At 42.8% G+C, this 26,685-nt stretch carries 24 protein-coding genes; 13 read left to right on the forward strand and 11 right to left on the reverse strand.

Annotated elements, in window-relative coordinates; genetic code table 11:
- Positions 1–160: 160 nt before the first annotated feature.
- The 7 genes from M1P97_RS24915 to M1P97_RS24945 all read right to left on the reverse strand — a co-directional run bounded on the left by M1P97_RS24915 (position 161) and on the right by M1P97_RS24945 (position 6,357).
- Positions 161–1,741, reverse strand: coding sequence for a tetratricopeptide repeat protein (locus M1P97_RS24915; protein WP_195373281.1), 1,581 nt, complete (start codon positions 1,739–1,741; stop codon positions 161–163).
- Positions 1,742–1,762: 21 nt separating this feature from the next.
- Positions 1,763–2,701 (reverse strand): PstS family phosphate ABC transporter substrate-binding protein, encoded by a 939-nt coding sequence (locus tag M1P97_RS24920; RefSeq protein ID WP_195373280.1) that lies wholly within the window; start codon positions 2,699–2,701, stop codon positions 1,763–1,765.
- 198 nt (positions 2,702–2,899) lie between these two features.
- Positions 2,900–3,715, reverse strand: a complete 816-nt coding sequence (locus M1P97_RS24925; protein WP_195373363.1) for an energy transducer TonB — start codon at positions 3,713–3,715, stop codon at positions 2,900–2,902.
- 14 nt (positions 3,716–3,729) lie between these two features.
- Complete coding sequence (locus tag M1P97_RS24930) at positions 3,730–4,392, reverse strand: ExbD/TolR family protein (protein WP_075558829.1); 663 nt, start codon at positions 4,390–4,392, stop codon at positions 3,730–3,732.
- A 12-nt stretch (positions 4,393–4,404) separates the two neighbouring features.
- On the reverse strand, positions 4,405–5,013 hold the full coding sequence (locus tag M1P97_RS24935) for an ExbD/TolR family protein (protein WP_195373279.1): 609 nt from the start codon (positions 5,011–5,013) through the stop codon (positions 4,405–4,407).
- 5 nt (positions 5,014–5,018) lie between these two features.
- Entirely contained in the window at positions 5,019–5,828 is an 810-nt protein-coding gene (locus M1P97_RS24940) for a MotA/TolQ/ExbB proton channel family protein (protein ID WP_122357152.1), read from the reverse strand.
- A 130-nt stretch (positions 5,829–5,958) separates the two neighbouring features.
- Positions 5,959–6,357, reverse strand: a complete 399-nt coding sequence (locus M1P97_RS24945; protein WP_195373278.1) for a hypothetical protein — start codon at positions 6,355–6,357, stop codon at positions 5,959–5,961.
- A gap of 237 nt (positions 6,358–6,594) precedes the next feature.
- Here M1P97_RS24945 and eno point away from each other — a divergent pair, with 237 nt between their 5' ends.
- Positions 6,595–7,881: a phosphopyruvate hydratase gene (gene eno / locus M1P97_RS24950; protein ID WP_195373277.1), complete on the forward strand. Its 1,287-nt coding sequence runs from the start codon at positions 6,595–6,597 to the stop codon at positions 7,879–7,881.
- A 331-nt stretch (positions 7,882–8,212) separates the two neighbouring features.
- Here eno and M1P97_RS24955 read toward each other — a convergent pair whose 3' ends face one another.
- Together M1P97_RS24955 and M1P97_RS24960 are read right to left on the reverse strand one after the other, a co-directional pair.
- Positions 8,213–9,244: an aminotransferase class I/II-fold pyridoxal phosphate-dependent enzyme gene (locus M1P97_RS24955; protein WP_195373276.1), complete on the reverse strand. Its 1,032-nt coding sequence runs from the start codon at positions 9,242–9,244 to the stop codon at positions 8,213–8,215.
- A gap of 52 nt (positions 9,245–9,296) precedes the next feature.
- Positions 9,297–12,296, reverse strand: a complete 3,000-nt coding sequence (locus M1P97_RS24960) for a glycoside hydrolase family 3 N-terminal domain-containing protein (protein WP_249390483.1) — start codon at positions 12,294–12,296, stop codon at positions 9,297–9,299.
- A 201-nt stretch (positions 12,297–12,497) separates the two neighbouring features.
- Here M1P97_RS24960 and rplS point away from each other — a divergent pair, with 201 nt between their 5' ends.
- The 5 genes from rplS (at position 12,498) to M1P97_RS24985 (ending at position 16,726) form a co-directional block, all read left to right on the forward strand.
- Entirely contained in the window at positions 12,498–12,845 is a 348-nt protein-coding gene (gene rplS / locus M1P97_RS24965; protein ID WP_195373274.1) for a 50S ribosomal protein L19, read from the forward strand.
- Between the two features lie 194 nt (positions 12,846–13,039).
- Positions 13,040–14,194: a sensor histidine kinase gene (locus M1P97_RS24970; RefSeq protein ID WP_249390484.1), complete on the forward strand. Its 1,155-nt coding sequence runs from the start codon at positions 13,040–13,042 to the stop codon at positions 14,192–14,194.
- A 34-nt stretch (positions 14,195–14,228) separates the two neighbouring features.
- On the forward strand, positions 14,229–14,984 hold the full coding sequence (locus tag M1P97_RS24975) for a LytR/AlgR family response regulator transcription factor (RefSeq protein ID WP_195373272.1): 756 nt from the start codon (positions 14,229–14,231) through the stop codon (positions 14,982–14,984).
- Positions 14,985–15,138: 154 nt separating this feature from the next.
- Positions 15,139–15,576: a LytR/AlgR family response regulator transcription factor gene (locus tag M1P97_RS24980; RefSeq protein WP_249390485.1), complete on the forward strand. Its 438-nt coding sequence runs from the start codon at positions 15,139–15,141 to the stop codon at positions 15,574–15,576.
- 103 nt (positions 15,577–15,679) lie between these two features.
- Positions 15,680–16,726, forward strand: coding sequence for a DUF2776 domain-containing protein (locus tag M1P97_RS24985; RefSeq protein ID WP_249390486.1), 1,047 nt, complete (start codon positions 15,680–15,682; stop codon positions 16,724–16,726).
- A gap of 455 nt (positions 16,727–17,181) precedes the next feature.
- Here the strand turns inward: M1P97_RS24985 and M1P97_RS24990 are convergent, their stop codons facing one another.
- Both M1P97_RS24990 and M1P97_RS24995 read right to left on the reverse strand, forming a co-directional pair.
- Positions 17,182–18,387 carry a hypothetical protein gene (locus M1P97_RS24990; protein WP_249390487.1) on the reverse strand — a complete coding sequence of 402 codons (1,206 nt, stop codon included), beginning with the start codon at positions 18,385–18,387 and terminating at the stop codon, positions 17,182–17,184.
- Positions 18,374–19,690: a DUF4270 family protein gene (locus M1P97_RS24995; protein ID WP_195373267.1), complete on the reverse strand. Its 1,317-nt coding sequence runs from the start codon at positions 19,688–19,690 to the stop codon at positions 18,374–18,376. The genes M1P97_RS24990 and M1P97_RS24995 overlap by 14 nt, the downstream gene beginning before the upstream one ends.
- Positions 19,691–19,957: 267 nt before the next feature.
- Here M1P97_RS24995 and M1P97_RS25000 point away from each other — a divergent pair, with 267 nt between their 5' ends.
- The 7 genes from M1P97_RS25000 (at position 19,958) to fumC (ending at position 26,650) form a co-directional block, all read left to right on the forward strand.
- Positions 19,958–20,959, forward strand: a complete 1,002-nt coding sequence (locus M1P97_RS25000) for a Kelch repeat-containing protein (RefSeq protein ID WP_195373361.1) — start codon at positions 19,958–19,960, stop codon at positions 20,957–20,959.
- Positions 20,934–21,281 (forward strand): DUF4907 domain-containing protein, encoded by a 348-nt coding sequence (locus tag M1P97_RS25005; RefSeq protein ID WP_195373266.1) that lies wholly within the window; start codon positions 20,934–20,936, stop codon positions 21,279–21,281. The genes M1P97_RS25000 and M1P97_RS25005 overlap by 26 nt, the downstream gene beginning before the upstream one ends.
- A gap of 125 nt (positions 21,282–21,406) precedes the next feature.
- On the forward strand, positions 21,407–22,264 hold the full coding sequence (locus tag M1P97_RS25010) for an AraC family transcriptional regulator (RefSeq protein ID WP_195373265.1): 858 nt from the start codon (positions 21,407–21,409) through the stop codon (positions 22,262–22,264).
- 18 nt (positions 22,265–22,282) lie between these two features.
- Positions 22,283–23,104, forward strand: coding sequence for a helix-turn-helix domain-containing protein (locus M1P97_RS25015; RefSeq protein WP_195373264.1), 822 nt, complete (start codon positions 22,283–22,285; stop codon positions 23,102–23,104).
- An 86-nt stretch (positions 23,105–23,190) separates the two neighbouring features.
- Positions 23,191–23,559, forward strand: coding sequence for a VOC family protein (locus tag M1P97_RS25020; RefSeq protein ID WP_195373263.1), 369 nt, complete (start codon positions 23,191–23,193; stop codon positions 23,557–23,559).
- A 315-nt stretch (positions 23,560–23,874) separates the two neighbouring features.
- Entirely contained in the window at positions 23,875–25,200 is a 1,326-nt protein-coding gene (locus tag M1P97_RS25025) for an MATE family efflux transporter (RefSeq protein WP_249390488.1), read from the forward strand.
- 52 nt (positions 25,201–25,252) lie between these two features.
- Positions 25,253–26,650: a class II fumarate hydratase gene (fumC, locus tag M1P97_RS25030; RefSeq protein ID WP_249390489.1), complete on the forward strand. Its 1,398-nt coding sequence runs from the start codon at positions 25,253–25,255 to the stop codon at positions 26,648–26,650.
- Positions 26,651–26,685: the final 35 nt, after the last annotated feature.

Raw genomic sequence — 26,685 nt, forward strand, 5'->3', positions numbered from 1 at the left:
AACTCCTTGCTCAATAATTCTTTGGGAATCTCCATAAAATTTACATTTTTCAAATTTAATAAATAAAAAAAACTACAAGTAACAATACCTGTAGTTTTTCATTTACACAATTTTATGGACAGTGTCGTCGGCTGTTTTTATTATATAGGTATTAAGCCTTTTATTTTATATTTTCCAGTGCTTCTTGCGCCGTAGCATTTGACGGATCGATTGACAATATCTTATTCCAGTATGATTTGGAACTGTCCATATCCTGTTTAAGATAATAGTAATAAGCCAGATAGCGATAAGATTCTGTTAATTCATTCCGATATTTGTCTTTATTTTTTTCCAGCATAGGAATACAGGTCTCATAATAGGGTTTAGCTAATCCCTGTTCTGTTTCCGGATCCAGTTGAGATTGTGTTCGCGCTTGCCATAAACTACCTAGATGACTGTCTGGTACACGTTTTTTTACTATGGCAAACAAGCTATCTGCTTTCGCTAAGTACTTACTGGCTTCTACGCTATCTTTTGTTGCTGCAGAATAATAGTATTTACCTAGTTGGTAATAATCGGCCGCTTCCGATTCTTTGCCTAATGACTCTATATATTGTGTATAGGCATTAATCGCCTCAGAATCCTTTTCACTATTACTGTATACTTCAGCAAGGTCTTTGTATATTTCTGTGTGAGCCGGGTTTTCTTTTATTGCTTTTAGCAATGCTTCTGCTGCTTTATCGTACTGTTTGTCTTTGTTGAGTAAACGACCGTAGTATAAGTAATCCTGCCATATGTATTTAGCATCCGGATCATTGAAGAAAGTACTGATTTCTTCAAGCCCTTTTTCATATGCCTTTGTTTCATAGTTATTATAAATGCATAGACGTTTCAACAGGAAATTATTGGGGTCGATTGCCTGACCTTCATTGATCACCTGACTTGCTTCTGCATATTGTTTGTTGAAGAATAGAGCAGATGCATAATGAATCAGGTTGTCAATAGAGTAAAGACCTCCTGCCATATATGTTTTATATGCAGCTACCGCTTTGGAGTATGTCCCCTGTAATGAATAAATATTGCCAAGTGCATTATAGGCGGGAAGATAATCCGGATAGTTTGTAATTACTTTTTGGAGCATTTCTATGGATAATGCCGGCTGGACACCTTGGTAAACATTTGCATATTTGAGATAGGCCTCTTTACAGGAGGGATCGAAGTGAAGGGCCTGTTCATATCTCCCGGCCGCATCCCCCGGCTTATCTTCGCTGATCAACATATCGCCTTCGTATATGTAAATTGCCGGATCATTGATTTTATACTTTTTGGCATTATCGAGGGCAGCCTTTGATTCGGAGTTCATACCATAGCTTGAATAGGCTCTGGCAATGGCTACATAAATCCGTACATTTTTTTTATCCACTTTGATTGCTGTCTCAAAGGCTTTTTGGGCTGCCGACTTGTCTGTTTTCAGTAATACTTTCCCTTCTCCCACCTTATTATATGCGTAATCGGAAGAAACAGCCCAACCTTTTTGATAGTTTGCCAGGGCATCGGTTGTTTTTCCGGCGTCGAAGGCTATTTCTCCCAGGTAATAGAGCGCTTCTGCCTGTTCTGCGGGAGAACCGTTTAACTGTTTATTGAAAAGCTGGCTTGCAATCGTCGGTTCACCGGCTTTATAGTAAGCAATTCCTTGTTGGTTATCAGCGTGGGTAGCTATCGCTACCAGGCTTAATATGAATATATATAAATTCTTTATCATAATGATTGATGTTTATAGGGTTTATAATTGATCTCTGACATTGACCAACCGGACAGGTTGTGTAGCCGGAAGAATTCCGGATTTGAGAATGATCCGTTGTCCCCGGTCACTGGTGATAAAGGTGGTAAAACCGGAAGCCAGTCCCATACGCGGTTCTGACAGGATCAGGTAAACAGACCTTGTCATCGGATATTCCTTTAGGGCTATGTATGCCTGATACGGTTTAAAGCTATTGGTAGCGGTCGCATTTCTATAACGACTGACTGCCATTACTTTTATATCGTCCAGAAAACTCATACACGTTGAATCCTGTGGGTTACTGATCCAGTTTACTCCAATGATACCCAGTGCTCCCGGAGTTGTGGATACATAATTCATAACCTGCCTGTTATCTTTCATAGCATGAAGATTACCACTTAACGGTTCTCCGCCGCAGATTGAATCGATAGCGTAACGAACAGTTCCTGAATTCGGATTGTCGAATACCACTTCTATTTTTCCAGACTTATTATCCGTAGTAAACTCATCCCAATCCTTGATCTTGCCTGTCAGTATATCTTTTAATACCGGAATGCCGATCAGAGAGTCTGTATTTTGTCTGTTTGTGATTAAAGCGATAGCATCGGTTGCGATATGAATACTTTTGGGAAATAGCTTTCTGCCGTTCATATATTCAGTTTCTTCCTGGGTCAGCGGTCGTGAAGCGATTGCCAACCGTGTACTGTCATGTAATAAGCGGTTGATCGTTTCGGTTTCACCGGAGAAGTAGGGAACTATACCAGCTTCTTTATAAAGACTTTCAAATACGGCGATCTCTTCTTCTATGATCGGAGTAAAGCAACCGTCGGAGGCAATTGCTATTACACCGCTCGTAGGAGTATCATCCGGCGAATTGCTATTCTTGCCGTTGCATGAAGCTAACACCGTTATACATATTATTATATACAATAGATTTTTCATCGTTTATTGTCTTTTACCAGCCTATATCCTCTGAATATTGTGTAACAAAAGAATAAGACACCAAATATCATCCGCATATAGAATGACATATTCTCGTTGAACAAGTTCGTGAAGATTAGAAGAAAAGACATGCCGAGGTATATCACAATCATGGATATACCCCAAACAAGCCTTGTATTTATACACTTTACCTCCATATTATTGCAACCTGAAGCGTACCGGGACTGTGAAATAGACCGGTACAGGTTTACCATTTTGTTTTCCCGGAACCCATTGCGGAAGAGACTTGATAACACGTATCGCCTCTTTGTCGCAGGATGGATCCAACTGTCTTAGGATTTCCACCTTGGTGACTTCGCCTGTCGGACTGACAACAAAACGGAGTGTGACTGTTCCTTCGATACCATTTTCAGCAGCGATTACCGGATACTTTAAATGGGTACTGATGTATTTCAGCAGTGCTTCGTTCCCACCGGGGAATTGCGGCATCTGTTCAACAGCTACGTAAGGAGTCGTTTCCTCCTCGATCACTTCTTTGTTATCTTTCAGGTCGGCGATGTCGATTGCATCTTCACTATCAGAACCTTTTACATCGGCGACAGAGATAGCCAACTTGGATGTAGTCAGCTCTTCCTGTGTTTTGATCTCCTCTTCATCCCTTACATCTTTGTCCGCTTTGATGACAGGCGGAGTAAATTTGATCGTACTTTTCAGTACGGGAGGAGGAGGGGCCTCGATATTACGAATTTGATTTTCTTCCGGCACCTTCGTTTCCATCTGCAGGTTAGAGAGTGTTGTAACTTCCAGTACCTGCTCTTTGGTATGTTGCGGGATGACAGATTTGATTAAAGACGGAACAGTCATTACCAGGATTGCTCCGATGGCAACGATTATCAGGGCACGAACATGTCTGCGGGAAGAATTTTTGCGTAGCTCGTAAGCTCCGTATTCTTTATTCTTTCCCTTGAAGATCAAATCGGTCCATTCCGGTGAGTTTAGATTTATATTATTAATATTAATCATGATCGTCATTTTTTATTCGCCTGGGCGATCTCCTTGGAAAGTTCGCCCCCGCTTTTTAGATTATCAACCAGGAATTTGTCTCCGTCAGTGATATCGACAATAGCATATTTGCCTATGTTACAAATCTGCATTTCGTCGAGTGCATCCACCAGGTCTTTGTAAGAAGCATCGTCAGTAGCTTTGATCAGTACGACCGGTGCGTCTTTACCTCCTTTTATTTCAGCGGCTTGCTTTTTGAACTCATCTTCGGAGATTTCTTTATTCAGCTTTTTTACCTTCAGTTCCGTGATCTTCTGTACGGCATCGGCGTTACGTTCCAAAAGAATGTTACGTAATCCGGTGGGAGAGAAGTCGGTAGTCTGCAGCGATTCAACATGTTCGTAATCCGGTTCGCCGAAATAGTAATACACCTTGCTGTCTTCACCCAATATAAGAGTGATGGCTTTGGAGGCTTTTACTTTCGTCTGTTCGGCTTCCGTCACATGGTCTTTCGACGGCATACTGATCTCCATGGTCTGCGGTTTGCTGAGCGAAGTACAGAGCATGAAGAAAGTAATCAGCAACATGTTCATATCCACCATCGGAGTAAAGTCCACACGGATATTCACCTTTTTCTGTTTACCTTTCTTGCCGTCGCCTTTACCTTTATCTGTATTTACTTCTGCCATAACGTTTGTTGTTTAGGCATTGTCAGGTACATTTTTGAGAGTGGTAATCAGGTTATACCTGTTTTCCCTCAAGTCCTGCAATGTGTTCATAATGTTCTTAATCTTCGGATAAGGAGTCTGTTGATCGGCTTTAATGGCAATCACCAGGTCACGGTTTACTTCGCGGGCATGTTGAACCCACGCTTTAAACTGGTTGTTGGTACTGTCGGCCGGGATTCCGTAGTTGACAATTAACCGGTCTTGTTCGGATCCCGGGAGATTCAGAAACTCCTGCATATTCTGGATAGGAACACCGAAGGAAGGAAGCAGACTGAAGTCATATATTTCTTTGTCGGTAAAGTCAATGCCATAATCTTTTCCCAGCATCTTCAATACATTTGCCTTGTCTTCCTGTTTATCCAGGCTCATAAATACTTTCCCGTCCGGGTCTACCAGGATTGAAAGAATATTAGTTTCCGGTATTTTGATTTCGGAAACAGACCCCGGTGTCGTTACCATAACCGGTTCTTTCTGAATAAAGGTAGATGTCAGCATAAAGAAAGTAAGCAGCAATACCGTTACGTCACTCATTGCCGTCATGTCAATGAATGTACTCTTGCGTTTTACTATGATCTTAGGCATATGCTTCAGTGTTTAGCGGCGAATGTCTGTACGATAGAGAAACCTATCTCGTCAATAGCATAGGTAATATTATCTATTTTACTGGTGAAATAGTTGTATGAGATGATGGCCATGGCACCGGTGGCGATACCTAAAGCCGTATTAACCAGTGCTTCAGAGATACCGGTAGACAAAGCGACGGAGTCGGGAGCACCCGCATTAGCCAAAGCGGCAAACGAACGGATCATACCTAATACTGTTCCCAACAATCCGAACAAGGTACCTAACGTTGAGATCGTAGCGATGACAGGCAGGTTCTGTTCCATAGTCGGTAACTCCAGCGCCGTACTTTCTTCAATCTCTTTCTGAATGATGACCATCTTTTGTTCTTTTGTCTGGTCTGCCCTTTGTTCTACATCCGCATAGCGTGTCAGTGCCGCATTTACGACATTGGCAACAGAACCCTGCTGTTCTTTGCAGGCCGCTTTTGCTGCATCCAGATTACCTTCTTCGAGGTCTTTCTTTATGGTTTGTACGAACCCCATCAATCCTTTTTTCCCTTTGGAGCGGCTGATAGCGATGAAACGTTCTACACTTAATGTAATAACAGTCAATAGAAGAGTGATTACAACAGGAACTATATAACCACCTTTGTAGATCGTACCTGCATAATTTCCGGGAAGCGGATGGTTGTCCGGATTATTATCCATGAAGTTTGATGGATTACCCAGGACGAATTCAAAGAAACATACTGCCAGGATAAAGCAAACGATAATAACGATACCGGCTGATACGCCGTTGGATGTTTTTAATATAACAGATTTATTTGTTTTCATAATTTTGATATTATATTGGAGATAATAAACAGAAAATAATAGTGTTAGTGCACAAATAAGGGAATGTGCATCCGGATCATACCTTACAAAAAAGATATAACCTGCGATTACAGTTGTTTAATCTATAATATCAAATAATGAGTTTTCGTAAAACGTAGATCCAAAGATTTCCACATTTACGAAGCGAAGAGTAGTTTATGGTTTGAATAGTAGATAAAGTTTCCGATACTTTATATTGTATAGCTTGCCCTTTCAGGTGTAAAAGGAGAAGGTTTTTATTGTTGTTCGATAATTTGAACAGTCGTTCGTAGTTATCAGAAGCCGGTTTAGTACGGGCTGTTATATCATAAGATTCAAGGGGAATTTTTCCTAATTCAAACCTCTTAAGCTCTTTATTCAGAGAAGAGGTGCTTGTGTTGTCATTTGCGCTACCTTGTTGAACTGTAATTCCACTATCTGCATTGAAGGCAACCTCCTGACCGATAAGGACCAGAATGAAGAGTGTCAATATGGATAGAATCTTTTTCATAACTCAACAAAACAAGACTTTTTATGTTAAAACACCTCGAAGAGGTAAATGGTTGAAACTTTTTAGGAAAAAATGTCAACCGTTACGAGTCGCAAATTTAGATAAAATATTGACTTGAAAAAGAAACTCTTCTATTTATTCATAGAAAAACTCTATAAGGACCTGGCAACAATCGGTGTGTAAACTTTGTTATATTTGTACTGAGTGAAAAATAATAAAGTACTAAATATTTAGGTTATGAAAATTGAAAAAGTAGTAGGTAGAGAGATTCTTGATTCCCGTGGAAACCCGACAGTAGAAGTGGATGTACTTCTTGAATGTGGTGCATTTGGCCGTGCAGCCGTTCCTTCCGGTGCTTCAACCGGTGAAAACGAAGCTATCGAACTTCGTGATGGCGATAAAAAGCGTTATAGCGGCAAAGGTGTTCTGAAAGCCGTAGATAATGTGAACAAAATTATCGCACCGGCAATTATCGGTATGAGTGCTTTGAACCAGCGTGAGATCGACCATAAACTGATCGCTTTGGACGGAACAAAGACAAAGTCGAAGTTGGGAGCCAATGCAATGCTGGGTGTTTCGCTTGCCGTGGCTAAAGCTGCCGCCAATTATCTTGACCAACCGCTTTACCGCTATATCGGCGGAACGAATGCTTATGTATTGCCTGTTCCGATGATGAATATTATCAATGGTGGTTCGCACTCCGATGCCCCGATTGCATTCCAGGAATTCATGATCCGTCCGGTAGGTGCGAAGAGTTTCCGTGAAGGCTTACGTATGGGAGCTGAAGTATTCCACGCATTGAAGAAAGTGCTGCACGACCGTGGCTTGAGTACCGCTGTTGGTGACGAAGGTGGTTTTGCTCCCGCTCTTAACGGTACAGAGGATGCACTGGGTTCTATTATGGCTGCAATTAAAGCTGCCGGATACGAACCGGGAAAGGATGTAACGATCGCTATGGACTGCGCCTCTTCTGAATTCTACGACAAGAAAGGTACTTACGATTATACCAAGTTTGAAGGTCCGAATGGTGCAAAACGTACAGCAACAGAACAGGTGTTGTATCTGACTGAATTAGTGAATAAATATCCGATCGACTCCATTGAAGACGGTATGGATGAAAACGACTGGGAAGGTTGGAAGAAACTTACCAAGGCTTTGGGCGACCGTATCCAGCTGGTTGGTGACGACCTGTTCGTAACTAACGTTGAATTCCTGAAGAAGGGGATCGAAGAAGGCTGTGCCAACTCTATCCTGATCAAAGTAAACCAGATCGGAACATTGACCGAGACACTGGATGCAATCGAAATGGCTCATCGTAACGGATATACTTCTGTTACTTCACATCGTTCGGGTGAGACGGAAGATGCGACAATAGCCGATATCGCAGTTGCTACTAACAGTGGACAGATCAAGACCGGTTCATTGAGCCGTTCAGACCGTATGGCTAAATACAACCAGTTGCTTCGTATCGAGGAAGAATTGGGTGACCTGGCAGTTTATGGTTACAAGACTTATAAGAAATAAGATAAACTCCATTAGGTGTGGTTTAAAATGACGAGAGGCCGTTCTGTAAAGGATGGCCTTTTGTGTTTTGTATCTGCTGTGCTGAGTGTTTTTTCATGCCGGGATCTAAGTCTTTTCATGCTGTATATTAAGGGAAAAGATGCCGATGTTTAAGCATTTTAGTCCTGATGTTTTTAAATGCAAGGCCTGCCTTGCTAAAAAGTAAGGCCAGCCTTACATTTATGTAGAGCTAGCCTTGCATATTTGTACTGCCTGCCTTTCGTTTTCCAAAGTCCAGACAAAAAAGTTTAATCTTAGTGAGATAAATCCTTATAAGTAAGGAGGTAGTTACTTACTCCTCCAGTTTAAACCATTCGCGTATGGCATCGATCAATACCTGATTCTCTGCTGTTGTCTGGGTAGACAGGCGGAAATAGGTTTCATCCAACCCGCGGAAGTTGGAAGCATCACGGATCAGGATACCGTAATTATTCCACAAGTATGTCTTCAGGTCGGCAGCTGTCCCTTTTTTCAGGCGGACGAGGAAGAAAGTTGTCGACGAAGGAATCACTTCGAGGTTGTCGAATTTATTCAATTGGTAGATCAGTTCGGCTGTTTCGCGTTGCCACTTGCGGATTGGCAATGTGAATTGTGCCGGATGGATCAGGATATATTTGCTCGCTTCCAGCGCGATAGCATTGATAGACCAGGGGATGATATATTTGTTTATCTCGTTTACAATTTCCGGAGAAGCAACGAGATAACCGATACGCAGTCCCGGGATGTTGTATGCTTTTGAAATAGACTGTATAAGGATCAGGTTAGGATGATTCTTAACGTCCGCAGGTTTCAGCATATCTTCGGTGGTAAAGGCAACATACGCCTGGTCAATGATGAATTTAGTGTTGCGATTGGCAGTGAGCAATCCCAGTATTTCCGTACGGTGAAGCAGTTTGCCGTCCGGGTTGTTCGGGTTGCATATCCAGCAGAAATCCTGTCCTTCCAAAGATAGTTCCGAAAGGTCGTCGGAGGTAGAGAAGAAGCTGATTTCGTGTTCATGCAAGCGACAGGCATCTTCGTATTCGGAGAAAGAGGGAACTGCTATCATCGACTTGGCCCCTTTCCATGCCTGTGCAAGCAGGTAGAAGGCGGTAATAGAACCGTTGGTTACCACTACATTCTCTTCTTTTATTTCATATCGACGGGCAAGTAACCGCTTGAGTGAAGCGGCATCCGGTTCCGGATAACGTGTCAGTTTACTGAATTGCTCGTTGAGATGTACCTGAAGCTTTTCAAGGTTGGCGCCGTGCCATACATTGGAGCTGAAGTTTATCTTTACTTCGTTTTGTGAGTTGTAAAAGTCGTCACCGTGTCCGAATAGCATACTTTATTTGTTTTAGTAATTAATGTTATTATAATAAGGTGTTGCAAAAGTACTAATCTTTTTGGCTTTTTCTATCAATTGCTTTATAGATTGCGTCTTGTATACGGGTTCGTATGTCCAGTGCTCCCAATTTACTGTTGGCTCGCGATGGGTTGACCCGGTTGCAAAGGAAGATGTAAAGCAGTTGATTATCGGGGTCTACCCAGAAACAAGTGCCGGTAAATCCTGTATGGCCGTAGACGGAAGGTGGTGTCAGGCTTCCACAGGGTGAGCCTTTATGCGTGCCGACGGCAGGTTTGTCGAAACCCAGTCCGCGACGGCTTGTCGGACTTTTGCTTTGAGTGAAGAGCCGGCAAGTTTCTGTCGACAAGTATTGTTCGTTACCGTATTTCCCCTGATTGAGGAACAGTTGCAACACTTTTGCCAGATCGTTGGCATTTGAAAATAATCCGGCATTGCCGGAGACACCTCCCTGAAAGGCGGCTGCCTCGTCGTGCACATATCCGCGAACCAGCTGGCGACGTACGAACCGGTCGTCTTCTGTGGGGACAATCTGTAACGTATCCATCACTTTCAATGGATTGTAAGTGGTATGGTGTGCTCCGAGACGACTGTAAAAGTTATTGTGGAGCAGTTGGTCCATCGGTTGCTTCATCAGGTTTTCCACCATCATCTTCAACATGATGAAGTTGACGCAACTGTACACATATTTACCGCGTGTACCGAGGCGCGAGTCTTTTATATCCTGTATGATACTGTCTTTGAAGGAGTCGTGCAGGTAGAAGTTGCGGGCCACTTCGGTGGTGAAGCCGGGTTTCTTTTTATCGGATACGAGGTCGGGCAGATACTTGAAATCGTTGCGGACGAAGGTCTTTGCATCGAAGCGTACCGGATGGGTAGCGTTCTTTTCGCGGCTGTAAAGACTTCCTTTATAACTGTCTTTGTCGATAGCATCCAGGTAAAAGTTGATTGTAGAGACAACGCCCGACTGGTGATAAAGCATTTCCTTTATATTCAGGTCTTTTTTATTAGAGCCTTTCAGTTCCGGGATATACTCCGATATCTTATTGTTGAGCGTGAACTTCTTTTCGTCATAAGCTTTCATGACGGCCAATAATGTTCCGGCTGCCTTTGAAGCGGAAGCCAGGTCGTAGACTGAATTTTCCTGTACCGGCTGACTTTGACTGTAATCGAAATAGCCGAACGATTTGTCATAAATAACCATACCGTCTTTGGCTACAAGCACCTGGCAGCCAGGGTAGGCATTCTCTTCCAGTCCTTCTTCAACAATAGAGTCGATCACTTCAAGGCGTATGGGGTTGGCTCCGACTTCTTCCGGCTCATGATATCCCAACCGGGTTTTTTCAGTAAAGAGACCGGTTCCCGCATAATAAAGTCCGGGGATGGTAACAGGTAATTTCCCTTTCGCTGCAATACCTCCGAATATTAACTGGGCTGCGTATTCCTGTGCAAGAGGAGTCGCTTCGTATCCCATCACGACTGCTTTCGCTTTCTGTATCGAGTTCTTATAATCCTTACAGAAATAGGGCAGGGTGAAAAAGGCGTACACCAGTTCTTTCTTTGTCGCCAACTGGCGGAGCAACTGACTTTCGGGAATACGTACTGTGTGTATGCTGCAAATAATAACATCATATTTCTCCAACTGTTTGTAAACCTGTTGTACCTGTGCGGCCGTAGAGCTGCGGCTGATACTGAAGTTTGCCACAGAGTCGTAACGGTTCAGCATCTTCTGGAAATCGTTTCCTACGGGAGAACCGATCGACAGGGCGGCTATCTTCTTTTTATCCAGTTGTTTGAGTGGAATGAAGTCTGCTTCATTCTTTAATAAAGTGATCGCTTCCGCATTCAGTTTGGCTGCCAGCCATTCTGCATGCGGTGAGTTCAGACGCTCACTTAAGCCTTTGATCTCTATTGGTTTGTAATTGTTTAGTCCGGTAATATATTTGTACTGAAGTATCTTTATACACTTGGCTTCCACCTCTTCAATATTAAGTATGCCTTCGTCTATGGCCTCTTTCACGGCTGTGAAGTCATTGATCGGGGCGGCAGGAGCCAATAGTATGTCATTTCCGGCCAGTAATGCTTTTACCGAAGGGTTATCCGATTTACTGGTGGTGGCACCTTTCATGGCCAGTGCATCGGTGAAACATAATCCTCTAAAGCCCAGTTTGTCTTTTAATAATCCGGTTACTATCGGGCGGGAGAAGGAAGAGGGCAGGTTCCGGGTCTTATCGAGTGCCGGGACATAGAGGTGTCCTGTCATAACCCCGGCGTATCCATCATATATATATCGTTTAAAAGGATATAGTTCCACACTGTCGAGACGGGCCAGATCATGATGGACGGAAGGTAGTGTGTTGTGTGAGTCTTCCGCGGTATCTCCATGTCCGGGGAAATGCTTGGAAACAGAGATAATGCCTTCCCCTTCCAGGCCACGGGCATAAGCGAGGCCTTTTTCTGCTACTGCCTGCGGATTCTCTCCGAAGGAACGTAATCCGATTATAGGGTTGTCGGTGTTACTGTTTACATCTATGTCGGGGGCAAAGTTGATCTGTATCCCCATCTCTTTACATTGACGGGCTACTTCTTTGCCATATTCGGTGATTAATCGATTGTCTTCTATCGCCCCTAGCATCATATTCTTGGGGAAACGAGTCGTACCGCTCAGACGCATCGACAATCCCCATTCTCCATCCAACGAGACGAACATGGGAACACGGGATGCTTTCTGCAACCGGTTGGTGACTTCTGCCTGTGTGACAGGATTTCCTTTATGGAAAAGAATTCCTCCGATCTTTATCTCATTCACATACCGCATGAGTCGTTGCATATTGCGGTTGTCCGATTTAGGGTCGGCTATTACCATAAAAAGTTGCCCGATCCGTTCATCGTAAGTCATCGAGTCGAATACCGAATCCACCCAGTGGTTCATTTTTGTCTGATCGACGTTACGGTACAAATTGGGAATAGTCTGTGCTTTGGCAGTTAATAAACACACACAGCAAAACAGCATTGTAAGTATCTTCCTCATCTTCACGTTGTCATTATTATCCACCAAAAATAGGAAAATAAGTTGAAAAGTCTAATACTATGCAGACTTTTATTACCTAAACTACTTGCGTATAAAATAAATCTTTCGTTACTTTGCATCCGCTTTGCGTAATCTCTGTCGGGAGAAGTAGCCCGTTATATTGCGTTTCGTTTAAAATTACAATTAAAAAGCTATAAAACAATGGATTTAATTAAGATTGCAGAAGAAGCGTTTGCTACAAAGAAGGAATATCCTAAATTCCAGAGTGGTGACACTATTACAGTAGCTTACCGTATTAAAGAAGGTAACAAGGAACGTATCCAGCAGTACAGAGGTGTAGTTATCCGTATCTCAGGACACGGTGACAAAAAACGTTTCACAGTTCGTAAGATGTCTGAAAATGTAGGTGTAGAGAGAATTTTCCCGATGGAATCTCCGTTCATCGACAGCATCACTGTAAACAAACTTGGTAAAGTACGTCGCGCTAAATTGTATTACCTGCGTGCTCTTACTGGTAAGAAAGCAAGAATCAAAGAAAGAAGATTCTAATCCTTTGGGATTTAATTACCATAAAAAAAGGTTACTCATTGCGGGTAACCTTTTTTTATGTCCTTTTGTCTGCTGCCCGTAAAATGTTCGATGAATAAGACAGGCGTTTCGCCGATGTTTTTGTCCGTTTCGTCGGTTTATATACTTTTGACTTCCTGGGATACTTATCTTTGTAGTCACTAAATAAATCCTTTATGCGACATTCCGTAAAGAACGATCTATTGATTGGCTTCATCGTATCGGCATTGTTGAGTCTGTTTGTCAACTTCTCGATGCTGATGCGTAAGTATGATTATTTATTCTATTTTCCGCTTGTGTGGTTCTTTCTGTTTGCTTTCCTTCTTTTCATTGTAAATATGCAGATGTATAAACTGGGGGATAAGATATTTAAGCAAAGGGAATATAAAGTAGCGATATTTGCCGGTGGAGTAAGTGTGATGGTGGGATTGGGACTGCTGGCTGTATATCCGATCGTGCAGAAAGCAATATTTGAAGTCGCTGAAGTTCCCACTGTTCATGAAACCGTGATTATGGAAAGGCGCTCGGATAAGATCATTCCTGGATATGGAAGGCCTATATCCAAAGCCAGAAAAAATATGGAGGTGCGACCGGATCGACCGGAGGGGGATATTCTCCTATCCAGATCTATTGCTTTTCATCCGCAGATGACGGAACATCTGTTTGTCCTGTTAACCGTGCTGCTCAGTGTGTTACTGATACGTTTGATAAGCGGCAAACAACAAATGATGCTAGAGTATGAAAAACTAAAAACGGAGAAACTGCAAACTTCCTATAATGCCCTGATGGGGCAGATCAATCCCCATTTCTTCTTTAACTCACTCAACGGACTCAATTCTCTGATCCGTAACGGAGAAAAGGAACATACATTGACATACTTGGATGAACTGTCGAATGTTTTCCGGTATATCCTCCAGAGTAACAAGAAGGAAATGGTCACTTTAGCAGAGGAGTTACAGTTTGTAAAGGCCTATACTTATCTGCTTGGTGTGCGTTATGAAGGCAAACTTTTTTTCTCTATACAGGCCGAACCGAGACTGTTACTCTGGTCTTTGCCTATCCTTAGTGTATTGCCATTAATTGAAAATGCAGTAAAACATAATGTAATCAGTAAGCAGTATCCACTACAAATTGACATTTATACTACAAAGGAGAACACTTTGGTGGTATCCAACAAAGTACATCCGAAGGTAGAGGAGGGGCATAGCAGCGGTATCGGACTTAAAAATCTTTGGGGACGTTATCGTTTGCTCACTGGAAAAGATATCAATATATCCAACCGGAAAGAATATTTTAAAGTCTCCCTTCCGCTGTCCGATCTGTCCGTTTAGGTCTAATTTAATTGTCAATTAATTAATTATCCGTATGAATGCTGTAATTATTGAAGATGAAACTGCTGCGGTAAGCTCCTTGAAAGCGATACTGGCACAGAATACGATTATACCGATCGAGGTAATAGCCGAACTGGAGAGTATAGAGGAAAGTGTAGCCTACTTCCGTTCCTTCCCTCATCCGGATGTTATTTTTATGGATATTCATCTGGCAGACGGTAGCGCTTTTAAGATATTCGAGCAGGTTGAGGTTGAAGCCCCGGTCGTTTTTACAACGGCTTATGATGAGTATGCGCTGCAGGCCTTTCAGGTTAGCAGTATCGATTATCTATTGAAACCGGTCACAGTGACCTCTTTGGAACGGGCGTTGAGTAAGTTGCGGCTGTTCAGTCCGGAAGAGCGGCTGGCACATATCCGTCAGACGAACGATACGATACAAAAGCGGCATGTCATCAAAAGCCTGCTTATCATGCTCAGTGATAAGTTCTACCCTTTGCAGGTAGATGATATCCTTTATTTCTATACGGCAAACGAGAGAGTAACGGCTTATACCTCCGATGGCAAACAGCATCCGGTGGACCGTACGCTTGATACCTTAGGCGACCAACTTGACGGAAAAGACTTTTTTCGTGCCAACCGTCAATTTATCATTGCCCGTAAAGCCATAAAGGATATCGACCTTTGGTTTGGCAGCCGTTTGTCGGTTAATCTGACTTTACCGGTTCCGGAGCGTATTATCATCAGTAAGACAAAAACACCGGTATTCAAGAAATGGATACTGATGGAATAGCGACCTGGCGAAAATACTGCATCCGGAAAGCAAGTTTTTTCACCCTGCCTCCTAAGGCGATTCACCGATCAAGTTGTACCATTTGTCGGTGGTTAACTTTTGTTCACCGAATATTCTTATTTATTTGTAGTGTAAACTAAAAAGAGACTCTAGTATGTTGAAATGCATTACTTTCGATGGAGATGCTTCTACGTTGAACACCCTGATGGGGTATTTTGAGAAGTTGGATAAAGCACTCGCTGATGTGCATGAAGTCTTGCACAAGGAACAAACTGAACAACCTGTTTTTGTTCGGGAAGGAAGTAAGATCATTCGCCTTCGCAGGGAGGAAATACTTTTTCTGGAAGGCTATGGCGATTACGTCAAGATCCATCGCACCACGGGGAAGCCGCTGCTCTCGCAGGTCAGCCTGAAGCGGTTTGAAGAAAATCTCACCAACGGGTTATTCTGTCGTGTGCACCGTTCTTATATCGTTGCCCTTTCCCATATCAGTTATATTGAACGGAAAAGGATACGTATCGGCGATGAACTGATTCCTATCAGCGATTCGTATCTACCGGTTCTTATGGGGAGGTTGGCTTTACAGGAATAAGTTGATCCTACTCCTGATAACTAAAAAGATTCTATAAAAATCTAATTAAAGGAACAAAGCCGTAATTCTGTCTGTTTGGTTGAAAACTTAAAGCAAATAGACTATGAATTACGGCATTAGTGTTTTATTCAGGGCGATCCCACTATTGATGGCTCTGTTCTGTTTCAGTTATGGTTTATTCGTTTATGAATATGGAACAGACCCTGGCAAATTTGTGGCGGGCCCGGTTGTTTTTTCCCTGGGGATGATCTGTATTGCACTCTTTTCCACGGCGGCAACGATTATCCGGCAGATCATAAATACTTTCGGGATGGTGAGTCGGTACGCACTGCCGGCACTCGGTTACTTATCGGCACTTCTGACTGTGATAATCGGAGTCCACATAATGGAGTCGCCTGATTCGGCTTCGTTCGTAGCCGGGCATGTTATCTGTGGAGTTGGACTTATTACCGCATGTGTAGCAACTACAGCAACATCTTCTACCCGTTTCACGATGATCACGGTTAATTCGAAGAAAACAGACCATGATGTTCCTCCCGAAGCATTTACACGGGCACAGGGGCTGACTCTAATTGCCATTGCCGGAGGAATAGCATTGGTTGCCTGGATATGGGCATTTTGGTTATTAGCGAATGAAGACCATAGTTCCAAATATTTTGTAGCTGGACATGTGATGATTGGGTTGGCTTGTATCTGTACCAGTCTGATAGCGTTGGTTGCTACCATTGCCCGTCAGATCCGGAATATATTTTCTCCTAACGAACGTTTTATATGGCCGGTTATGGTGTTGATCATGGGAAGTTTATGTGTCATTTGGGGAGTTATTCTTATTTTTGGGACAATTAATCCGGCCAATGGTGTTACAGGTTATATCATGATCGGGTTAGGGTTGGTTTGTTATAGCATATCCAGTAAGGTGATCCTGCTTTCAAAAATATGGCGGCATGAGTTTAAGTTGTCTAACCGTATTCCGTTGATACCGATCTTCACGGCATTGACTTGCCTGTTCCTTTCGGCTTTTCTGTTTGAGCTGGGTTCCGTTCATGATTACTACTTTGTCCCGGCACGTGTCCTGGCCGGATTAGGCGGCATTTGTTTTACATTGTTTTCTATTGTGAGTATTCTGGAGAGCGGAACGTCTTCTAAGTAAATGATTTATATCCTTGATGTATTGTAGGGACAGGTTTCTTCAATCTGTCCTTTTTTATGAACTATCAGTTTTTATCAAAAGTTCTCAATTCTCTTCTTATTAAGTCCGATACGAATTAAGTATACTAAATATTTTTGTTTGTCGATTAGTTTCTGATTATTTCGTTACCGGACATGTGTTGATTTAAATTACCTTTTATCCATTGGCTGCCCAAGAAACAATTTGACAGGATTCTACATCTCTTAGGAAAAGATTGGGCTACGGGTGACTATATGAACCTACTCACTCAAAAGCAAATTATTTCCATTTGTAAAGAAGCAGGAGCAACAAATTGCTCTGTCAAATGTAACTGGTTTTTCGGATTCGTAATGGACTTTTCAGTCATTATTCGTAAGTAAAGAAAACGTCTGCACTGATTAATAGAGTGCAGACGTTCGTTTTTTATCATTAACCATTTACAATTTCATCTTATAAAGTAACTCGCTTAACGTATAAGTAACCGTTATCCCTGTAACGTCTTTTTGGAAAGTATTGTTCTTCAGTTGTGTCCGTTCATGGAAAATGGCAGTGTTGAAATGTCCGTTCAGAACAGGTAATCCCATACCTATGCTTGCCCGCCACGAAAGGCCGGATTGTCCGCTTATGTTCATATAGGGAGTCGAGACGTTGATACCAGCCTTGTAAGACATTCGTTTCCAGTAGCTACTGGAAGAATATCCGTTCGGAAAATAACAGACTCCGGCACGTACTTCGTGTGCATCTTTAAATGTAACCCTGCTGTCGCCCGATGACAGAGAGCTGTATTGCTGAAACTTATAGTCGAGGGCATACGTCCATTTTTGATAGATCAATGATCCCCCGATCCCCATGTATTGAGGTAGATGTTGGGAGGAACTCTTTTCGTTCTGCTCTGTCTCCACATTACCGTTTGTTATGATAATGGAATTGTCCATTTTCAAACGTTGCTTGTATCCATAGACTGCTCCAATCGTAATCGATTTGTCCCTGGCCAGATTCCGGTGATACTGAATTCCGAAGTCTGCATAGAAAGCATTTGTGTACATTTTGTTTTCAACGGTCATGCTGCCTTGATTTTCTGTCGATTTTATATTTCCGAATATATAATTCAGATTGACCCCAATCGATAAATAGGAGGAAAGCATGAAAGCATTCGACAGATACACTTTTGAGAGTCCGCCATATCCTTCGAAGGTACTGGTATAGTAGGAACCGGGTGAACCTTCGAGCGGCTGTGTGCTCTGAAAGTAATAACCGACCGAAGAGTAAGGAGTGAGACCGGCCGCCATATACCAGCGGGGCATGATTCGTCCGGCTAATGTAAAGGCCGATATATTTCCGGAGAACGCGTTGCTACTTCCACTCTTCGACTTATAAGATTCGCCTTTTGCGAAAGCAGAAGCTTCGGCAAAGAGCCTGCATGAGTCGAGTCCCGAAAGTCCGGCCGGATTTTCCATGTTTATCAACCATGAATTTCGCATTCCGGTGGAAACGCCCCCCATGGCTGAATTGGAACCATATAGTCCGGTTACGATCTCGCCGATACCAAACATCGAATAAGGTGAAGAGGTCATGATGTTTTGTGCGTCCGCTACTGTTGCTGTCAACAAGAGAGAGGAAAATATATACTTAATAACTTTCATATATTTTGTAGATTAGCTGTAAAACGATGGGTGACTTGCTTTGCCTGTCGCCGAAAGTCATATTTTTGAATGTTTTGGTGTAGCTGTCTTCGTTCAGAACCAGTTGCAGGTTGTGTTTATTTATCCCGATTGTGCCGAGTTCCTGCTGCATGAAATCGGTGACATCGAAATAGTAATAAGTATTTTCATTGAATACATCGTCTTTTACAAGTGTACCGCCTTGTACCTGTGTGCCGAGGTAATCCGTTACAGCATCGGTAACGACATTGTTCTCGTCGGCAATGTAAAGATAGACACTGTCGGGAAGTGCATTTGTTTCCGAATAAGTACCGAGTTCCGGATATAGTTTGAGCATGGCCGATTCTATGACCACTCTTTCCCCCAGCTTCATGATATCGTTGAGATAAGGAAACTCCAACCGGGCGAACCAGCCTAAGCCGCCAAATAATACACCCCGGTTATCCAGCGATTCGGAAGGTATTTCAACTTGTTTCGTGGGGAAAGGTTCCATCAGTGTACCTGTCCTGTCATGATCGATATGGTTGAATTGTGTGGATGTGTTGGGAGAGAATACCAACTGTTGTTCATTTACTTGTTCCTCAACAATATGGTAATGTAATACGATAGTCGACATTGTATCGGCCACCTGGAAAGAGAGCATCGAATGGTTGTCTGAACCGTCGGGGATGATGACTATTCCTTTGAAATAGTCCTCGAAGCGTTCCGACGATACGGCCTCGTCCCGTTGGTGAAAACGGGTCAATAGATTCTGTCCCAGTTCATCGGGGAGACGGATCTCCAGCCTGTCCACTCCTTGGGGGCGGGGTCTGAACCGGCAGGTTGCCATTGGCTCGGTTTCGTAAGAAAAGGAGGAGGTATTATATAAGTAGTTGTTGTCATTCAATACAACTTTCTCTTTTAGCCGGTGAACCGAGAATTGCTGGTATTGTAAAGTATCCCCTACATAATAGCTGCCGTAAGCCAGTGACAGGACAAGCGAATCGAGTATGACAACTTTGTCGATGTCCGTACTGTAACTGGGGCGCGTATAAGGAATATATCCCGACGATTTCATGGTTCCCCAGATCGAATGTGTATATTCTCCGACTAGCGCCACCCCTTTTCCTGATGTTTCCAGTGAATCGATCAGAACGGATGTAATGACGACTGTTGAGGTATCGGTACTTATATTACGAAAAACCGAATCGACCAGACCATTGCCGTATTTATTACTTTCATCATAGCAGGATGAAAAGAGGCAACAGGAAAGGCATACCCAAAAAAGAAAAAGATTCTTATTCATATACATTATATATATTAGTAATAGAGTCTGTTGATCAGGCAAAGAACCACAATCGCCTATTCTTATGCAAGAATAACCTGTCAAATCCCGATATTGCTCCACTAACAGTGGTATTTGGTAGATCAGCCTGTCTGCCGGCTGGGATAATGGGTTTTACCTTCTTTTTTCGGGCATTCACCGAACAAGAGAACCTGTTTGCCGATTTAATTTGCCGGTAAACAAAAAGCCCTGTTCTTTTGTGTTCGTAAAACAGTAACACGCTATATGATGACACAAAAAAGATTATTTCTATTCCTGATAGCACTGCTTCCTCTGGGGATGATCTCCTGCAGCGATGATGATGACGATGATTTACAAGGTAAATGGTATCGTGTTTCCGATTTCGATGGGCTTGCCCGTAGTTATGCTTCTTCATTTACCATTGGGAATAAAGGATATTTGGCTTGCGGGTATAATGGAAAGAAACGCCTCTCCGATACTTGGGAATATGATATGGAACGAGATACATGGACGCAGAAAGCCGACTTTCCCGGTACCGCCCGTAACTCGGCAGTAGCAATGACTGTCGACCGGAAAGGTTATTTGGGCACAGGTTACGATGGCGAGAATTATCTGAATGACTTTTGGGAATACGATCCTGTATCCAATAGCTGGACGCAAAAAGCCGATTTTCCCGGTTCGGCCCGCTATGACGCCGTAGCATTCGGGGTTAGTGGTAAAGGATATTTAGGTTCCGGTTATGACGGTAATTACCTGAAAGATTTTTACTCCTTCGATCCTAACGCTAACAGTTGGACACAGATAGTCAGCATCGGCGGAAGCAAACGCCGGGGTGCCACCAGTTTTGTGTACGATAATATGGCTTATGTTTGCTGCGGGGTGAATAACGCTGAATACGTAGATGACTTTTGGAGGTTTAACCCCTCTGACGGGTCATGGACACAACTTCGCGATATAGCAAACACATCCGACGATAGCTATGACGACGATTATAGTATAATACGGACCAACGGCGTAGCCTTTGTAATCGACGGGGCGGTCTATCTGACCTGCGGCGAGAGCGGGGGAGTACGCTCCGATACCTGGAAATATTATCCTTCAACCGATTTGTGGGAGAATGTAGCCAAGTTTAAGGGATCGGCCCGTAGTGCTACGATTTCTTTTTCAAATGGTGAGAAAGGTTTTGTGGCAACCGGCGGTAGCAGTACCTATTATTTTGATGACATTTGGGAACTTCACCCTTATGAATACGATGATGATGACTATTAAAGGTAAAAAAGCCCTGTGGTGGCTATGCATACTGCCGGTATTTATTCTCTTTGTTTACATCTGTTCCGGAGAAAAGGGGTCTCCGGGCGGCCGGCAACCGGAGTTGCAAACGTATCGATTGGGGAATGGCTGGGGATACCGTATCCTGATGAATGAGAAAGTGTTGATTGATCAACCCACCATTCCTGCAATTGATACATTAATGTCTTTCCCCGATGAGGCGAGTGCCCGTAAGATCGGATTGCTTGTCAGGGACCGGATTGCCAATAACAAAGATTTTTCGATAACGAAAGATGATATTCAACATTCACTCTCTGATTAGAAACAAACGATAATTCAACGTGAACGTCGAAAGGGTGGCCAGTGATGGTCACCCTTTCTTTTTAGCAAGATAGGACAAGAACCTTCTCTTTCCGGGGCTTATCTTTGTATCGAAATACAAACGACATGCAACAAAGACCATCGACAACAGAAGAGTATCAGCGTAAGATGAATATTATCGTAGAGTATATCTACAATCATTTGAGCGAAACAATTGATCTGGATATACTGGCAGAGATGTCCGGTTTTTCGCCCTGGCATTTCCACCGGATCGTAAAAGCATTCCTGGGAGAGAATATCGGTGCTTTTATTGTCAGGATGAGGGTCGAGACTGCAGCTCGGTTACTACGTTACTCTGATATGTCGGTACAGGAAATATCCTGGCGCGTAGGTTATGATGTGCCGTCTTCCCTGTCGAAGGCCTTTAAGCAGTTCTATGGTATTTCACCTAATGATTATCGTAAAAACAAAGATTACATTATTATGAGACCTGTTGAAGTAAGACACGATTTAAATATAGAAACTGAAGTAAAAGAATATCCCGGTCGTCAGATTGCCTATGTCCGTTTGTCGGGAGCTTATATGAATCTCGATTTTTGCGGGGCCTGGCAGAAACTGTGGGCCTTTGTGAAAGAACAGAACCTGTATTCGGAAGGGATCGAGCATATTTGTATCTATCATGACGATCCAAAAGTGACGGAACCCGACAAATTGCGTACTTATGTTTGCCTGGTTTTGCCGAAGACTGCCGAACCGAAAGGGGAGGTTGGAGTAAAGCAATTACCTGCAGCTAAATATCTTATCTTCCGCTATAAAGGTTCGTATGAACATTTGAAATCAGTATATGATACGATCTACCTGCATCTGATTCCCGAGGGTGGATACAAACCTCTTGATGCGCCGGGATATGAAAAGTATCTGAATAATCCGGCCAACACAGCCCCTGAAGAGCTGGTAACTGAAATCCATATTCCGATTGAATAAATTCGTATATTTGCCGGCATGGAATCGTTTCAGATAATGTTACCATCGCCGGCACTTGCTCCTTATGTCAGGCATTACTGGTTGTTGGAGACGGATAGTCTTATAGAAAACACGGAGCGCATTATCCCGACCGGGAATGTGCAGATGCTTTTCTATCGGGGAAATCCAATATTGTTGTCTTCCTCACAAGACAGCCGCCGTGTAAACAGCCAGTCTATTTTATGTGGGCAGTATGTCGGTTACTCCGAACTGAGCTTTTCCGGAACGATCAGGATACTGGCCGTTGTTTTCCATACGCACTCGGTTAGTGCATTTTTCCGGATGCCCGTCAGTGAGTTTTGTAACCAGAAAGTTTCCGCCGATGAGTTGGGCGACCGCGAATTGAAGGAACTGGAAGACCGTATATTATATGAAGCAGACGACAGGAATTGTATCTGCCTGGTCGAACATTTCCTTCTGTCCCGTCTCAATCCACCGAAAGAACATAATCTCGATCGGATGTTTTCTGCCATTCGGACAATCAACCGGCGGGGAGGAGAAGTGCGTATCTCTGATCTTGCCTCATCCGTTTATCTGAGTACAAAACAGTTTCAACGTATTTTTACCGGACATATCGGGATTAGCCCGAAGGAGTTCCTGCGGATTGTCCGTTTCCAGCATGCTTTATATGTACTGCAATCTACTCCAGGCATGAGCTTTTCCCAATTGGCTTATGAATGTGGCTTTTATGACCAGCCTCATCTGATTAATGAGTTTAAAGTATTTTCCGGATATACCCCGAAAGAGTATCTGAGTGTTTGTGCTCCTTACTCCGACTATTTTTCTCGGGAGAATGACTAATGTCCTTTTTTTCCAAGTTTGGGCTTTTGGCATACTCTATCTTTGCATTGTCAAAAGACAGAAACTATTTATCAAAAAAAGTGAACATGAAAAAGTTAATTTCTTTCTTCGAGATTCCGGCCTCCGATTTCGGAAGAGCCGTGAAGTTTTACGAAACAGTGTTGAATCTGAAGTTGAGTATGATGGAGTGCGACGCAGAAAAGATGGCTTTCTTCCCTGATGAAGATGGCTTGACTCCAGGAGCTGTATCATGGGCTGCTGATTTTCTCCCGTCAAAGGATGGTGTGCTTATCCATTTGCATGTAGACAATATGGAAACAACACTCTCCCTGATCGAATCCAATGGGGGAAAGGTTCTTCGGAAAAAGACAAAGATCGAAGCTGACTGTCGTGGATATTTTGCTCTGTTTTCCGATAGTGAAGGAAATACGATAGGACTGTATTCCGACAGATAAAAAGATTATTTGTCATTGAACGGAAGGGACGGCAGGAGTGTCGTCCTTTTTTATTTTTCATTTTCTGTCGTTTTAGTAATCATAATCAGGAAAAACGTTTACATTTGCAGCTGTTACAAATAATCCGATTATTCAACTTATGAAGTGTCAACTCTGTATATAGCGTAGTTTCCTTTGATATAAGACGAAGATCCTCTTTGTCTGCATTTCGCTATCCTATTACTATACAGGGTACAAATCTTTTTTTATAATTAATTGTCGTGATGCATTCTTCTGAAAAGAATGTATAGTGACGCATATATATTAAGTTGAATTATGAATTTCACATACAAACAAATATGGCTCATCAACTTTCCTGTGATGATGAGTATTCTTATAGAGCAATTGATTAATATTACAGACGCTATCTTTCTGGGACACTATGGAGAGGTTGAGTTGGGAGCTGCAGCATTGGCGGGTATGTATTATCTGGCTATCTATATGCTGGGATTTGGTTTCAGTCTGGGATTACAGGTGATGGTTGGCCGTCGTAACGGAGAAGGAAATTATAATGAGACGGGGAAAGTATTCTATCAGGGACTGTCCTTTCTTATTGTATTGGCCGGATCTATGTTCGTAATGTCCTGGTTGTTTTCTCCGATCTTGTTATCTAAACTGATCACATCGGAAGAGGTGTATAAGGCTGTAATAAAATATCTGGACTGGCGTACGTTCGGTTTGTTCTTTACTTTTCCGGCTTTGGCTTTCCGAGCCTTTTTTGTCGGAATAACAAAGACACGAATATTGACAACGGGTGCGGTCGTAATGGTAATCACTAATATTGTATTGAATTATCTGTTGATATTCGGAAACTTCGGGTTCCCTCGGCTGGGTATATCCGGAGCCGCATTAGCTTCCACTATTTCTGAACTTTCTTTTCTGATCGTTTTGGTAGTATACGTTTGCCGCAAGGTAGACAAACGTTGTTATGGATTGCGCCCTGTATACGATTGGCAATTGCAGCTTCGACTATTTAAGCTTTCGGTATGGAGCATGATGTATTCTTTTACAGCCGTGGCTCCCTGGTTCTTATTCTTTGTAGTGATTGAACATTTGGGAGAGGAGCAGTTAGCCATTGCTAATATAGTCCGTAGTATCTCTACTGTATTTTTTGTAATAGTCTGTTCCTTTTCAACAACGACAGGATCTTTGGTCAGCAACCTGATCGGTGCCGGAGAATATCGTAATATCATGCCTTTATGTCGGAAGATGATGGGATTGAGTTACCTGCTGGGAATTCCATTGCTTGTATTCACCTTCTTTTTTTCAGATGAGGTATTAGGTATTTATACAAAAAATCAGGAGTTGATCCGGAATGCATTCTGGCCTTTTGTAGTAATGCTCTCCAATTATTTCCTGTCGGTTCCGGCGCATATTTATTGTAATGCAGTAACGGGAACGGGCCGAACACGAACCGCTTTTGTTTTTGAATTGATTACGATCCTGATTTATCTGGCCTATCTGTTTTTGGTCTTGGTACAGTTTGATGTCCCGCTGATGGTTTACTGGACCGCCGAGCTTTTATATGTTTTTGTGCTTTTTGTCCTTACTTATGGCTATATGAAGGTTCGTTACTTCAAAATATATGCTCCTGAGGTATAAACAATTCATTAACTGTACGGTTTTATAAAAAAGATATTAAAGAAAAAAACTTATGGAATGTCGTATAGAAAAAGATACGATGGGAAACATAAAAGTTCCCATTGATGCCTATTATGGCGCACAGACCCAACGTAGTGTTGAAAACTTCAGGATTGCACAGGATATAAACCGGATGCCGAAAGAAATTATCCAGGCATTTGCTTATCTGAAAATGGGAGCGGCCCTGGCAAATAAAGATGCCGGTGTTTTATCTCCGGAAAAATGTGACCTGATTGTGCGTGTCTGTGATGAGATACTGGATGGAAAACTGGAGGGCTCTTTCCCTCTGGTTGTATGGCAGACCGGTAGTGGAACGCAAACCAATATGAATGTAAATGAAGTAATTGCCTATCGTGGACATGTGTTGAATGGAGGAAAATTGACGGATGAGATAAAGATATTGTCGCCTAACGATGATGTGAATAAATCGCAGTCATCGAATGATACTTTCCCTTCGGCGATGCATATTGCAGCATATAAAATGCTTAGGGAAAATACGATCCCGGCTCTTGAAATGCTGCATAAGACTTTGATAATGAAAAGTCGTGAGTTCATGCCGATCGTAAAAATTGGACGTACCCATTTTATGGATGCCACACCGTTGACACTTGGACAGGAGTTTAGTGGCTACGCTGCTCAATTGGAATATGGTATTCATGCCTTGAAAAGTACTTTGCCACATTTGGCAGAGCTGGCATTAGGCGGCACTGCGGTCGGTACGGGTATCAATACACCTGATAATTTTGGGGAGAATGTTGCCCGTAAAATAGCACAACTGACCGGGTTACCGTTTGTTACCGCTCCGAATAAATTTGAAGCATTAGCTACTCACGATGCAATTGTGTCTACTCATGGTGCATTGAAAGGTATTGCCGTCAGTTTGATGAAGATTGCAAACGATATCCGTATGCTTGGTTCCGGTCCTCGTGCCGGGATAGGCGAGATCCATCTTCCGGAGAATGAGCCCGGTTCTTCTATCATGCCAGGAAAAGTAAACCCAACCCAAAGTGAGGCATTGACGATGATCGCCGCGCAGGTGATGGGAAATGATGTGGCTATTTCGGTAGGCGGAGCGAATGGGCAGTTCGAGCTGAACGTATTTAAACCGATGATTATTTATAACCTCCTTCATAGTGCCCGCCTGATTGGTGATGGGTGCAGGAGCTTTAATGATAATTGCGTTATCGGCATCGAGCCTGTGAAAGAGAATATAAAGAAACATTTGGATGATTCGCTTATGCTGGTTACAGCTCTAAATCCAAAGATCGGTTATTATAAGGCGGCTGCTATTGCACAGAAAGCATTCAGGGAAAATAAAACGTTGAAACAAGCAGCTGTCGAATCAGGTCATATAACTGCAGAAGAGTTTGATGCCTGGGTCGATCCGTCAAAAATGGTAGGTAAGATTTAACTCGAATAAAGATAAAATTCAGACAGATAGTTCAC

The sequence above is a fragment of the Parabacteroides leei genome (assembly GCF_023369805.1).
Classification (GTDB): Bacteria; Bacteroidota; Bacteroidia; order Bacteroidales; family Tannerellaceae; genus Parabacteroides; species Parabacteroides leei.